This is a genomic window from Agrobacterium sp. rho-13.3 (assembly GCF_033957765.2).
Classification (GTDB): domain Bacteria; phylum Pseudomonadota; class Alphaproteobacteria; order Rhizobiales; family Rhizobiaceae; genus Agrobacterium.
This window is the reverse complement of record NZ_CP192774.1, coordinates 635,726-649,261: the sequence shown is the minus strand read 5'-3', so window position 1 is coordinate 649,261 and position 13,536 is coordinate 635,726. Positions and strand designations below refer to the sequence as shown.

8 protein-coding genes are annotated in these 13,536 nt (G+C 57.8%); 2 read left to right on the top strand and 6 right to left on the bottom strand.

Going from position 1 to position 13,536, the window contains the following annotated elements; all coding sequences use genetic code 11:
- Positions 1 to 181 precede the first annotated feature (181 nt).
- Together pepN and RMR16_RS03190 are read left to right on the top strand one after the other, a co-directional pair.
- Positions 182 to 2,830, top strand: coding sequence for an aminopeptidase N (gene pepN / locus RMR16_RS03195; RefSeq protein ID WP_320199285.1), 2,649 nt, complete (start codon positions 182 to 184; stop codon positions 2,828 to 2,830).
- Between the two features lie 204 nt (positions 2,831 to 3,034).
- Positions 3,035 to 5,422, top strand: coding sequence for a PAS domain-containing sensor histidine kinase (locus RMR16_RS03190; protein ID WP_320199284.1), 2,388 nt, complete (start codon positions 3,035 to 3,037; stop codon positions 5,420 to 5,422).
- Positions 5,423 to 5,433: 11 nt separating this feature from the next.
- On the opposite strand, the gene RMR16_RS03185 is transcribed toward RMR16_RS03190, so the two are convergent.
- The 6 genes from RMR16_RS03185 to RMR16_RS03160 form a co-directional block, all read right to left on the bottom strand.
- The gene (locus RMR16_RS03185) at positions 5,434 to 5,835 is read right to left on the bottom strand and encodes a VOC family protein (protein ID WP_320199283.1); all 402 of its coding nucleotides are present in this window, start codon (positions 5,833 to 5,835) and stop codon (positions 5,434 to 5,436) included.
- A 39-nt stretch (positions 5,836 to 5,874) separates the two neighbouring features.
- A complete protein-coding gene (locus tag RMR16_RS03180; RefSeq protein ID WP_413785978.1) occupies positions 5,875 to 8,805 on the bottom strand; it encodes a bifunctional [glutamine synthetase] adenylyltransferase/[glutamine synthetase]-adenylyl-L-tyrosine phosphorylase in 2,931 nt (976 codons plus the stop codon).
- A 119-nt stretch (positions 8,806 to 8,924) separates the two neighbouring features.
- Entirely contained in the window at positions 8,925 to 10,334 is a 1,410-nt protein-coding gene (locus RMR16_RS03175; RefSeq protein ID WP_320199281.1) for a sensor histidine kinase, read from the bottom strand.
- A gap of 9 nt (positions 10,335 to 10,343) precedes the next feature.
- Positions 10,344 to 11,102 (bottom strand): response regulator transcription factor, encoded by a 759-nt coding sequence (locus RMR16_RS03170; RefSeq protein ID WP_320199280.1) that lies wholly within the window; start codon positions 11,100 to 11,102, stop codon positions 10,344 to 10,346.
- A 145-nt stretch (positions 11,103 to 11,247) separates the two neighbouring features.
- A complete protein-coding gene (locus RMR16_RS03165; protein ID WP_320199279.1) occupies positions 11,248 to 12,819 on the bottom strand; it encodes a Do family serine endopeptidase in 1,572 nt (523 codons plus the stop codon).
- A 157-nt stretch (positions 12,820 to 12,976) separates the two neighbouring features.
- Positions 12,977 to 13,420, bottom strand: a complete 444-nt coding sequence (locus RMR16_RS03160; protein ID WP_320199505.1) for a cytochrome c-type biogenesis protein — start codon at positions 13,418 to 13,420, stop codon at positions 12,977 to 12,979.
- Positions 13,421 to 13,536: the final 116 nt, after the last annotated feature.

The window sequence follows — 13,536 nt, the reverse complement described above, 5'->3', positions numbered from 1 at the left end:
ATGATGTCTGAATTCGAGACACATTCTTTGATCCTCATTGAAACCCTCGTTTGATACCAAAACGCAGGACAGAATGTCTTGCGAATCTCACATGAACGTGACCCTAATTCGATTTTTAGCTTCAGGTAACATGTGGCATGAAACCTGAATTGTGGCAGACAAGGTTCATTCAGGAATAGTCATGCGAACAGACACGGGCCAGATCGTTCACCTGGCGGATTATCGCCCTACCAATTTCGTTCTCGAACGAGTTGACCTCACTTTCGAACTCGATCCTGAAAATACCAAGGTCGAAGCGCGACTGATTTTTCATCGGCGCGAAGGCGCTGATAAATCGGCCCCACTGGTTCTGGATGGTGACGAGTTGACGCTTTCCGGCCTGTTGCTGGATCAGATCGACATCCCTGCGGCGCAGTATGATGCGACCCCGGATAGTCTGACCATCCGCGACCTGCCGGAAGAAATTCCGTTCGAAATTTGCGTGACGAACTACATCAATCCGCAAACCAACACCCAGTTGATGGGCCTTTACCGCACCAACGGCGTCTATTGCACCCAGTGCGAGGCCGAAGGCTTCCGCCGCATCACCTATTTCCCGGACCGCCCGGACGTTTTGGCGCCCTATACCATCACCATAATAGCTGCGAAGGAAGGCAACACCTTCCTCCTGTCCAACGGCAATTTCCTCGGCGGCGGCAATTATGATGAAGGCCGTCACTTCGCCGCATGGTTCGATCCACATCCAAAACCAAGCTATCTCTTTGCGCTGGTCGCGGGCGATCTCGGCTTGGTCGAAGACACCTTCACCACCGTATCGGGTCGCGACGTCGCTCTGAAGATTTATGTCGAGCACGGCAAAGAGCCACGTGCCGCTTACGCCATGGATGCGCTGAAACGCTCCATGAAATGGGATGAGGAGCGCTTCGGTCGCGAGTACGATCTGGATATTTTCATGATCGTCGCCGTGTCCGATTTCAACATGGGCGCGATGGAGAACAAGGGCCTCAACGTCTTCAACGACAAATATGTTCTGGCCGATCCTGAAACCGCAACCGATGCCGATTATGCCAATATCGAGCGCATCATCGCGCATGAATATTTCCACAACTGGACGGGCAACCGCATCACCTGCCGCGACTGGTTCCAGCTTTGCCTGAAAGAAGGCCTGACGGTTTACCGCGATCAGGAGTTTTCCTCCGATATGCGCTCCCGTTCGGTCAAGCGCATCGCAGACGTGCGCCACCTCAAATCGGAACAGTTCCCGGAAGATGGTGGCCCGCTGGCGCATCCGCCACGTCCTGATAAATATCGCGAAATCAACAACTTCTATACGACGACCGTGTATGAGAAGGGTGCCGAAATCACCGGCATGATCGCAACCATTCTGGGCGCCGACGATTTCCGCAAGGGCATGGACCTCTATTTTGAGCGCCATGACGGCGATGCCTCCACCGTTGAGGATTTCGTCAAGTGCTTCGAGGAAGCAAGCGGTCGCGATCTCACGCAATTCTTCCGCTGGTATATTCAGGCTGGCACGCCTCTCGTCAGCGCTTCGGCGTCCTATGATGCGGCCAGTGCCACCTTCACGCTCTCGCTGGAACAGACCGTTCCGGCCACCCCCGGCCAGAGCAAGAAGGAAGCCCTGCACATTCCGCTGTCCACCGCGCTGATCCTCGACAACGGCCAGATTGCCGAACCGTCGAAGGTGGAAGGCGGCGACTATAGGGATGGCGTTCTGCATCTGACGGAACGCAGCCAGACCTTCATTTTTTCTGGTGTCTCGTCCCGCCCGGCATTGTCGCTCAACCGCAGCTTCTCCGCGCCCATCAACCTTCATCTGGAACAGTCTTCCGATGATCTGGTGCTGATTGCCCGTCATGAAACGGATATGTTCTCCCGCTGGCAGGCATTGACGACTTTGGCCATGCCAAATCTCGTCAAGGCAACGCACGCGGTGCGCGAAGGTACTGCCGTGGAGTTCGATCCGGCTTTCGTGGCCGCGCTCATCGAAATCGCAGGCGATAACACTCTGGAACCCGCATTCCGCGCTCAGGCACTTGCCCTACCAAGCGAGTCCGATGTTGCGCGCGAAATCGGCAGCAACAACGATCCGGAAGCCATCCATAAGGCCCGCAACGCCGCCATGGCGGCCATTGCCACGGCTGGTATCGATACGTTCAAAACATTGTTTGCGGCTTCCGAAGACAAGGGTGCTTACTCGCCAGACGCGACCAGTGCCGGTCGCCGGTCGCTGCGCAACATTGCCATGGGCTATCTGTCGTTTGTGGAAGAAACACCGGAGCGCGCCTCTGCGGCATTCGTCGCGGCCACCAACATGACGGATCTGGCGCACGCGCTCAGCATTCTGACGCAGCGCTTCCCCGATGCGCCGGAAACGGCGGATGCACTGGCAACCTTCGAAAGCCGCTTTGCGGACAACGCGCTGGTGCTAGACAAGTGGCTGTCTATTCAGGCGGCCATTCCCGGTGAAGGTGCGCTTGCGCGCATCAAGGCGCTGACAGGTTCCAAGCACTTCATCGCCACCAATCCGAACCGTGTTCGCTCGCTCATCGGCACGTTCGCCTTTGGAAACCCGACAGGCTTCAACCGCGCCGATGGCGAAGCCTACAGCTTCCTTGCGGAACAGATCATTGCGATCGACAAACGCAACCCGCAATTGGCGGCGCGCATCCTCACCTCCATGCGCTCATGGCGTTCGCTGGAACCGGTTCGCGCCGAGAAAGCCCGCGCTGCCTTGACCATAATCGAGCGAGCGCCTGCCCTTTCCACAGACGTCCGCGACATCGTCGAACGCATGTTGAAAGCCTGACGTTACGTCAGCCTGGCGACCAAAACCGTGGTCGCCAGCCCTGTCCCAAAAAAATCCAGCCTTATCCCAAAAAAATAAGGAGTCGGTTCAAGGGGTTAAAACTCTTTTAACCTTAAGCTCTGGACAAGCCGAATCAGCTTTGATTCACTGGTGTCAGATTCGAGCGGCGGCGCTTCGAATTAAGAGGGACATCAGGGCGGGACAATGACTGACGTGCGGCGGGCGACTGCGGGCGATGAGCGCCCGTATGCCAAATTCTGTGACATGGCTGCATGGGGAGAGAGGCTTTCCGGGAACCTTATGGCTTATGCCGGTCGCCCGACTGCTGGCTTCCAATTGCCTCATGTGGAAACGCTGCTCAAGCGCTTGATCCCCGTATTGATCCTCGCCTTTCTTGTGGTCGTTGCTGCATCGCGCATGTTGGGCATCGTCTCCGAATATGGTCGTATGGATGAAGCCGCCCGGCAGACAACCGCTCTCTCGGCTCTGGCTGCAAAGGCATCACTTACCGGCGGCGAAGCGCTCTTTGCCATGCAGGACGGTGCGGCAATCGAAAAACGCCTCGGCGCATCATTCCCCGCTGGCAGTCTGGATGAAGATGTTCTTCTTCTCGTTGCGGGCACGGATGGCCGGGTATTTGGCGGCATAGGCGCAAAAGCCTCCGGCTATCTCGGCGCATCGCTCACCAATCTCCTGCCGGAAATCGCCATCGTGCGCCGTTTTCCCGGCGCGCCCGGCACCATCGAAACCGATATCGAAGGCACGCCGCATTACGCGACCATGCTGCCTCTTGGCACCGATGGCGGCATGATTATCGCCGCCCGTTCGCTGGAACCGATCCGCTCCTTCTGGCGCAGCGAAGTCGCCATGAATGTGACTTTGTTCACCGGCATTTCCGCCATTCTTCTCGTCATTCTTTATGCCTATTACATGCAGGTTAAGCGCGCTCGCACGGCAGACGACATCTTCCTGGAATCCAACCTGCGTGTTGAAACCGCCCTGTCTCGCGGACGCTGCGGCCTTTGGGATTTCGATCTCTCCACCCGCCGCATGTTCTGGTCCACATCGCTCTACGAAATTCTCGGCCTACCGCCCAGAACCGAACCGCTGACCTTCAGCGATGCTGCCCGCATGATGCACTCCGAAGATGGCAATCTTTACGAAATCGCCCGTTCTGTCGGCTGTGGTGATCTTCGCCAGATCGACCAGATTTTCCGTATGCGCCACGCCCACGGACACTATGTATGGCTGCGCGCCCGCGCACAGGTCATCCACACCACCAATGGCCCACGAGTCATCGGCATTGCCATGGACGTGACCGAGCAGCACCGTCTTGCCCAGCGTTATGCCGAGGCCGACCAGCGCCTTGCGGACGCCATTGAAAGCACATCGGAAGCCTTCGTGTTGTGGGACAAGAACGATCGTCTGGTCATGTGCAACGCCCATTTCCAGCAAGCCTACGGCCTGCCGGACAGCGCGCTTGTGGCTGGCACGGAACGTTCCGTCGTCAATGCCGCCGCTTGTAAGCCGGTGGTGGAGCGCCGTGTGGCCGACCCGGACCAGTCCGGCCTGTCCCGCACCACAGAAGTCCAGCTTGCCGATGCGCGCTGGCTGCAAATCAACGAACGCCGCACCCGTGATGGCGGTCTGGTGTCGGTCGGCACCAACATCACCCTTCTCAAACGCCATGAAGAGCGCCTGCGCGATTCCGAAAAACGTCTGATGGCAACCATTGGCGACCTGTCCGCCTCCCGCCACAAGCTGGAGCGTCAGAAGACCGAGCTTTCCGACGCCAACGCCAATTATCAGGCCGAGAAAGACCGCGCCGAGGCCGCCAACACGGCGAAGTCGGAATTCCTCGCCAATATGAGCCATGAGTTGCGCACGCCGCTCAATGCCATCCTCGGTTTTTCTGAAATCCTGCTGGCGGAAATGTTCGGCCCGGTCGGCTCGCCCAAATACAGCGAATATGCCCGCGATATCCACGATAGCGGCAAGCACCTGTTACACGTCATCAACGATATCCTCGATATGTCGAAGATCGAAGCCGGACACATGCGCATCAATCAGGAGAAGGTCGATCTGGCCCCGCTGGTCGAAGAAACCCTTCGCCTCACCGCCATACAGGCCGCGCAGAAAAACATCTCCATCCAGCAGCGCGTTTGCAAAGACATGCACATGACCGGCGACCGCCGCGCCATGAAACAGATCATGCTCAACCTGCTGTCCAACGCCGTGAAATTCACCGGTAACGGTGGCCGTGTCGAGCTTCGCACCCATATCCACCAGGGCGGTCTGATGCTGACCATTGCCGACACCGGCATCGGTATCCCCTCCACCGCCATCAAAAAAATCGGCCAGCCTTTCGAGCAGGTTCAAAGCCAATACGCCAAAAGCCAAGGCGGCTCCGGTCTCGGCCTTGCCATCTCCCGCTCACTGGTCAAGCTCCACGGCGGCACCATGAAAATCCGCTCCTGCGAGGGCAAAGGCACCGTCGTCACCCTTATCATCCCACATGCGGGCGCAATTCGGCAGAAACCACATCTGGCCCATGAAGCTGAAAGGAAGCTTGCTCTCTTCCGGCAAGGCTAAACTTGAGACCCTCACGAAGCCGTCTTGGTCACATCGTAACAGACAAACGCAATCTTGTTGCCATCCGGGTCGCGCACATAGGCCGCATAAAAACCGTCACCATAATCAGGACGCAGACCCGGCACACCTTCGTCCGCACCGCCTTTGGATATGGCGATCTCAAATAGCCTGTCGATCTTGTCCGAACCGTCGATCACGAAAGCGGTCATCGTGCCGTTGCCGACACTCGCCTTTGCGCCATCAAAAGGATAACCGGTCGCAAAACGTGGCGCGACGACGTCGGCCTTGTCTCCCCAGAACGCGACCTGCTCATCCTTGAAGCATTGTTTCAGCCCCATCACCTCGAAGATCGGGTCGTAGAACGACACCGCCCGTTCCAGATCGGTCGTCCCGACCATTGTGTACCCAATCATGCGCTGCTCCATAGTCTTGCGTCGGGTACATCCTATAATTTAGTCCTTGCCACCCACAACCGACGTAAACGCCTTTCGCACAGTTTTTGACAAGCGCTTTACCTCACCCTCAAGCGTGCCGATATCCGGGCAATCTCCCGCGCGGCACACAAGATCATTCAGCCCCGCCGGTGCTTCCTTCGGCTCGAAATCGCTGTCGATGCACAGCCGGATGATCTGGGACAACTCGGTGAAGAGGTGCATCGCCGCCATACACTCGTCATAGGCTTGGCTCTCCATCGTGCCGGATGCCACGCGCTTCAAAACGTCGGATGTGCTCTCGCCCGCCACATGCGGAGGCAAGCCCCTGGAAGGCGCAACAAGCGTCAGATATTGCGCGATAAACTCCAGATCGACCAGACCACCGGGAATGAGCTTGAAATCCCAGATATTGGCGGGCGGCTTTTCTTTGCCGATCAGGTTGCGCATGTCCTGAACGTCCGCTGCGATTTTTGCCACGTCTCGTTTTTGCGATAACACGGAGGCAATAATACCCTTCGCATCCGCCATCAGCGAGGGATCGCCGCAGATCAACCGCGCACGCGAGAGCGCCAGATGCTCCCACGTCCACGCCTCTTCGCGCTGATATTTCTCGAATGTCGAAATACGCGTTGCCACCGGCCCTTTGTTGCCGGAAGGGCGCAGGCGCATGTCGACTTCGTAAAGCACACCCTCCGCAGTTGGCGCGGAAAGGGCGGAAATCAACCGCTGCGTCACACGGGTGAAATAGCGCACCGCATCCAGCGGCTTGGCCCCATCCGACTCCTCCACCGCATCGTCGTAATCATAAAGCAGGATCAAATCGACATCAGAGCCAGCCGTCAGTTCAAAGCTGCCGAGCTTGCCCATGCCCATAACGGCCACGCGCCCGCCGGGGTACTTGCCATGCGCAACGTCCATTTCGGCCAGCACCGCATTCAGCGATGCCTCGATCACCAGATCGGCAAGGTGCGTGAACGCCCGCGCCGCCACCTCACCGGAAATCGCGCCTGTCAACAACCGCACCCCGATCAGAAATCGCTGTTCGGCAGCAAAAATCCGCAGTCTGTCGAGAATGTCTTCATAGTGCCTTGCTGGTGAAACAAAGCCATCCATGCGTTGTGAAAGGTAGTCGCGGGTCGGAATGTCCGTCATCAACCCCGGGTCCAACATGCCGTCGAACACATGCGGACGTGCAGCAATGATTTCCGCCAGTCGCGGCGCGGATGACATGATCGTCACCAGCAGAGACAGCAGCGCCGGATTGTTGCCCAGCAACGAGAAAAGCTGGATGCCCGCTGGCAGACCAGACAGGAAATTATCGAACCGCAACAGCGCCTCATCGGCCCGTTTGCTCTCACCGAAAGCCTTGAGCAAATCCGGCGTCAACTCCGTCAGCCTCTCGCGTGCCTCCACGGATTGCGTGGCGCGATATCGCCCATTGTGCCATGTGCGAATAACCCTAGACATATCTTCCGGGCGTTCAAACCCCAGCCGTGCCAGTGTTTTCAGCGTATCGGGATCGTCCTTCTGGCCGGTAAAAACCAGATTGCCGCTTTCGCCTGAAAGTTTCGTTTCCTGCTCGAACAGCGCGGAATATTTGCGCTCCACCAGCCGCAAAACACTTTCCAGCTGTTCGGAAAACGCCTTGGTGTCCGCAAAACCCAGCATGAAGGCAATGCGCTTCAGCTCTGTTTCCGTATCGGGGAGAATATGCGTCTGCTCGTCGCGCACCATCTGAATGCGATGCTCAACCTCACGCAAAAACCAGTATGCATCCGTGAGACTATCGCGCGTTTCGGCATCGATCCATTTCGCTTCGGTCAGCGCCGACAAGGCTTGTTGCGTGGAGCGCACCCGCAACGGTGCCATGCGCCCGCCCGCAATCAGTTGCTGCGTCTGCGCGAAGAACTCGATCTCGCGTATGCCGCCGCGACCAAGCTTGACGTTATGCCCCTTCACCGCAATCGCGCCATGGCCCTTATGAGCGTGGATTTGCCGTTTGATCGAATGAATATCGGCAATCGCCGCATAATCCAGATATTTGCGAAACACGAACGGCGTAAGTTCGCGCAGAAAATTCTCACCCGCCTTGATATCTCCGGCGACAGGCCGCGCCTTGATATAGGCCGCCCGCTCCCAGTTCTGGCCTCTGCCTTCGTAATAGGTCAGTGCGGCCTCCACCGGAATGGCCAGCGGCGTTGAGCCGGGGTCGGGCCGCAGCCGCAAGTCAGTTCGAAACACATAGCCATCCGCTGTGCGCTCCTGCATGATGCGGATGAGGCGGCGCATCATCCGGCCAAAGGTTTCCAACGCGTCCAGCGGATCAGGCACGATGCCCGCCGTTGGTTCGAAGAACACCACCGCATCGATATCGGACGAATAATTGAGTTCCTGCGCGCCCAGCTTGCCCATGCCCAGCACCAGCAGGCCAGAGCCTTCACTCGGTGCTTCAAGATTCGTCAGCTTCAACTTGCCACTATGGTGGTTGGCCAGAAGCAGGTGGTCGATCGCCGCAGCAAGGCTGGCATCGGCCATATCGCTCAACCATCGTGTCGTGTCGCGCGCCGTGAATATCCGCGCCAGATCGGCCAATGCAGCGATGAAGGAAAGCCGTCTTTTGGCAACCCGCAGCCGCGTCATCACCTCAGCTTCGGAGGGAACAGCACCATCGTCATTCGGCTTCCAGCAGGTGCGAGCGTCCTCCACCAGACGTCCAAGCGTCGTTTCCAGCCCACCCGACATGGCAAGCGTCAGCAACCCCTCATCGGCCACGGCTGCATCGCGCAGATAGGGAGACAGCGTCAATGCGTAAGCGATAAAATCCTTGAGCGGCTCTTCGCTCGCTAGGAGTTCCGCAACCGCAGGCTCGTTTTTGCCGATGTCTTTCAGGGTAGAGAGAACGGATTTCAGTTCCGCTTGCGTATAAGCGCGGATAACGCCCGGCTGCACCTCATCGAGCCGTCTTTCAACGGTCGCCGTTTTTTCCCCGGCTTGTGTCAATGTCTCTCTCCCTTGCACGCAGAATGCCACCCCTCACGGAATCGGCTTCATTGTTTTTGGGTACGACCTTACGGTGTGGAAACAGGAAAAACCATCGAAACAGTCAGGCCGGGTGCCTCGGCATTGCCGGGATCGGTGTCGGAAAGCCTGAGCGAACCGCCATGCAGTTCCATCACCGCCTCCACCAGTGAAAGGCCGAGACCCGTGCCGGGCTTGGAGCGGCTTTCGTCCAGCCGCACGAACCGTTTCGTCACCTCGCCGCGCTTTTCGGCGGGAACGCCGGGGCCATTGTCCGCGACAGACAGCACGATACCGTCTTCCTGCGCTTCCAGCCGCACCAGGAGTGTCTTCTTACCCACATGCCCACCGGCATATTTGATGGCATTATCGATGAGGTTGGTCAGCGCCTGACCGATCAGTTCGCGGTTGCCCTGCACGATCAACCCCGGCGCGATGTCAGCCGTCAGCGCCAAACCCTCTTCGTCCGCCACCGGCTCGTAAAGCTCCGCGCTGTCCTCAGCAATCGCGGACACATCCACGTCGCTCATCTCGGCAGCAATCGACCCTGCCTCGACGCGAGAAATCATCAGCAACGCATTGAATGTGCGGATCAACTGGTCCGACTCGGCGATGATGCCCTCCAATGCCGCCCGCCGCTTCTTCTCGTCCCGGTCTTCCAGCGCTTCTGCGGCCTTGTTGCGCAGGCGGGTCAGCGGTGTTTTCAGATCATGCGCAATGTTGTCGGAAACCTGCCGCAAGCCTTCGTTCAGCTTTTCGATGCGTCCCAGCATGGCGTTCAAGGAGCCTGAAAGCCGGTCGAACTCGTCACCGGATCGCCCCTGCGGCAAACGCTGGGACAAGTCGCCCGCCATGATCTTCTTGGTCGCGGCGGACATGCGATCAATACGTTTCAACGCATTGCGGCCAATCGCGAACCAGATCACAACGGCGCCGCTGCCCATAATGGCCAGCGCCACCATCAGCGCATTGCGCACCAGCAGGCGAAATTTCGTCGGTTCGCCAAGGTCTCGGCCAATCAGCAGGCGCAGGCCATTGTCCAGAACAAAAATATTGGCGGTCGCCAGATGTTTTACGCTGTCGCCGCTTTCGGAATAACGTTCATAACCGAAGGGGAACTCGGTCCAGCCTTCATTGTCCAGAACACCCGGCTGGACGGAGGCCACATTGCCCGCCAGAATTTCACCGTTCGGCCCGGCAATCACATAAAGGCTTGCGCCCGGTTGGCGGGCGCGGCGCTCCATCATCCGCAGCAACGGGTTTATGCCGCCGCGATTGTAAATGCGCTGAACATCGTTCACCTCCTGCTGCACGGCATCGCGCGTCTGCTGGTTCAGCAGCCGCTCGGAAAGAGCCGTGACATAGAAAACGAGAAACGCCGCGCACAGCGCAAAAAGCAGAATATACAGCGCCGAAAGGCGCACCGCCGTCGAGCCGAACAGAAGACGCAGACGTGCCATAGGGCGACCTTATCCCTCGTCCTTCATCATGTAACCCGCGCCGCGAATGGTTTTCAGCAGCGGCTTGTCAAAATCCTTTTCGATCTTGGAACGCAGGCGCGACACATGCACGTCGATCACATTGGTCTGCGGATCGAAATGGTAATCCCAGACATTTTCCAGAAGCATGGTGCGGGTCACGACCTGACCGGCATTCTTCATCAAATATTCGAGCAGACGAAACTCACGCGGCTGGAGCAGAATTTCCTTACCGCCCCGGCGCACATCATGCGAAAGCCGGTCCAGTTCCAGATCACCGACCCGGTAGACCATGTCCTGCTCAGGCTTGCCCTTGCGGCGGCCCAGCACTTCAATGCGGGCCAGAAGCTCACTGAAAGCATAGGGTTTCGGCAGATAATCATCGCCACCCGCCCGCAAGCCGGTGACGCGGTCATCCACCTGCCCCAATGCGGACAGGATCAGCACCGGCGTTTCAATGCCACGTCTGCGCAATTCGCTGATGACGGAAAGACCATCCCGGCGCGGCAACATGCGGTCGATGACAATCACGTCATAGGCGTTTTCGACGCCCATAAACAGGCCGCTCTCGCCATCGCTGGCGTGATCGGCCACAATACCTGCTTCCCGGAACGCCTTGGTCATATAGGCTGCGGCTTCCAGATCATCTTCAATAACGAGAATCTTCATGTGCGGGACAATAGCGTCCTCAGCATTCTTCGCACAACCGGAAACAGATGCGGGAGACAATTCCTGAGCTTTGTTTTCCATGAGATTCCTCCGAAGACGAAGCGTCCGTCACTCTCGACGTCATCCTCGCCCTTGTGGCGAGGATCTAATACCGTTGCCATGAATGCGCGGTTCAAAAAACAATCATGGTGGGAAAGGCAATCGCCTATCCCACCACATTGACCTATCAACCCTGGTCGATATCCAGCGCGATAAAGCGGCTACCCTGTTCGGTCTGCACCTGGAACAGTGCCTTGGAACGACCGTCCTTCTTCGCCTGTTCAAGAATTTTCTCGACATCGGCAGCGGAGGCAACCTGCTGGTTGTTGACGGAGGTGATGGTCTCACCGGCCTTCAAACCGCGCGCAGCAGCATCGGAGTCAGGATCGACATCGGTGACAGCAAGACCAGTGCCATCCTCAGAGGGGGCAACCGTCAGGCCAAGGCTCGAGAGAACTTTCTCGCTGGATGTCTGGCCACCACTTTTGTCGTCATTCGGGGTCGCTGCGGCCTTGGAGGCATCATCGCTTGCAAGGTCGCCCAGTGTCACAGTCACGGGCTGCGATTTTCCGGCACGCCACAGCGAAAGCTCGACCTTCGTGTTGGGTGCCAGCGCACCGATGCGGCGTGAAAGATCGCGGGCGTCTTTGATCGTGTCGCCATTGAGGGCCGTAATGATGTCGCCCTGCTTGATACCGGCCTTGTCACCGGGAGAACCGGCCTGCGGAGCAACAACCAGCGCACCGCTTGCTTCGGAAAGGCCGAGCGATTCTGCGATATCCTTGCTCACTGGCTGGATTTGCACGCCAAGCCAGCCGCGCTCAACCTTGCCGTCCTTGATCAGATCCTGCACCACATCCTTGGCAACAGAAGCCGGAATGGCAAAGGCGATGCCGACGTTACCGCCTGATGGCGAGAAGATCGCGGTGTTGATACCGACAACTTCACCGTTCAGGTTAAAGGCCGGACCACCAGAGTTACCACGGTTCACGGCAGCGTCGATCTGGAGGTAATCGTCATAAGGACCGGAGCCGATGTCACGACCACGGGCCGAAACGATACCTGAAGTCACCGTGCCGCCAAGACCGAACGGATTGCCAACGGCCACCACCCAGTCGCCAACGCGAATTTTGCTGTCGTCGGCAAATTGCACATAGGTGAACTTGCGGTTCACATCCACTTTCAGCACGGCAAGGTCGGTGCGCGTATCACGACCCACCAGCTTGGCATCGAGTTCCGTGCCATCGTTCATCACGACCGTGTAGGCAGAGCCATCATCGACAACATGGTTGTTGGTGACCAGATAACCGTCTTCAGAGATGAAGAAACCGGAACCCTGCGCTACGGGACGCAATGGACCCTTGCCATCGCCGCGATGTTTGTTCGGGCCACGGTCGGCACGCTTGTCGTTCTGGCCTGCACCCGGACCACCAAACTCCTTGAAGAAGCGCTTCAGGGGGTGGTCATCGGGAAGCTGGTCAAGACCGCGACCGCCGAAGTTAAAGGAAAAGTTGCTGGTGTCATCGGATGCGGGCTGCACGTTCGATTGGACACGAACGGAAACAACCGCAGGGGAAACCGCATCGACCACATCTGCAAAGCTCTGCACCTGAGGCGCTTTGACCTCGACTGGCGCGGCGAAGGAGTGTGCGATTGGTCCTGCGATACCCGTGCTGAGCATCAGGGCAGCGAGACCGCCAACAGCCGAAGACTGGAGAAACGTCTTCAACGTGGAACGTCCATTTTGAGAATTAGACATGGATACTACCTTCTTTCTTCATTCAGACTGGAGCCCCGCATGACCGGGGAAGCGGTGGATGACCAAAGATATAGGAGCCTTCACCTTACAGCGAAGTGTCTAGCGAATGAAAAATCCGTAATGTTGCTAAAAAGATTCCGCCAATAGGCCTAAGTCGTTATTTTTCCAGAAGATCGCGAATGCGCGCCTCTTCGTCTGCCGTCAGCGTCTGTCCTTCGGACACGACAACCCGCCGTCTGGCAAAAACAAAAATGGCTGTCGCACCGATCAGGATCAGTACAATCGGCGCACCCCACAAAGCCAGCGTGCGAACCGCAAATCGCGGTTTCAGGAGAACGAATTCACCGTAACGCGACACCACATAATCGATCACCGCTTCGTCACTGTCACCCTGCGTCAGCCGCTCGCGCACCAATACCCGAAGATCACGCGCCAGTTCCGCATTACTGTCATCGATGGATTGGTTCTGGCACACCATGCAGCGCAGTTGTACGGTCAATCCCCGCGCTCTGGCCTCCAGAACAGGGTCGGAAAGGACTTCATTGGGATTGAAGGCATATGCGGGAAGTGATGCGAAAAGAAGCGCAAGAAAAACAACTATATTTCTGCGAAAACGAACAAAACCCCCGCTGGCCTGCCGGCCACCTCCCCCACAAGGGGGGAGAAACCGTGCTGCACCCTCGAACGTTTCTTGAAACGACAGCGGTGCGGCTGGGT

Excerpts from the sequence above, each read along its gene's own strand:
- pepN (WP_320199285.1), top strand. The coding sequence starts at position 182 with ATGCGAACAGACACGGGCCAGATCGTTCACCTGGCGGATTATCGCCCT.
- RMR16_RS03190 (WP_320199284.1), top strand. The coding sequence starts at position 3,035 with ATGACTGACGTGCGGCGGGCGACTGCGGGCGATGAGCGCCCGTATGCC.
- RMR16_RS03185 (WP_320199283.1), bottom strand. The coding sequence starts at position 5,835 with ATGATTGGGTACACAATGGTCGGGACGACCGATCTGGAACGGGCGGTG.
- RMR16_RS03175 (WP_320199281.1), bottom strand. The coding sequence starts at position 10,334 with ATGGCACGTCTGCGTCTTCTGTTCGGCTCGACGGCGGTGCGCCTTTCG.
- RMR16_RS03170 (WP_320199280.1), bottom strand. The coding sequence starts at position 11,102 with ATGGAAAACAAAGCTCAGGAATTGTCTCCCGCATCTGTTTCCGGTTGT.
- RMR16_RS03165 (WP_320199279.1), bottom strand. The coding sequence starts at position 12,819 with ATGTCTAATTCTCAAAATGGACGTTCCACGTTGAAGACGTTTCTCCAG.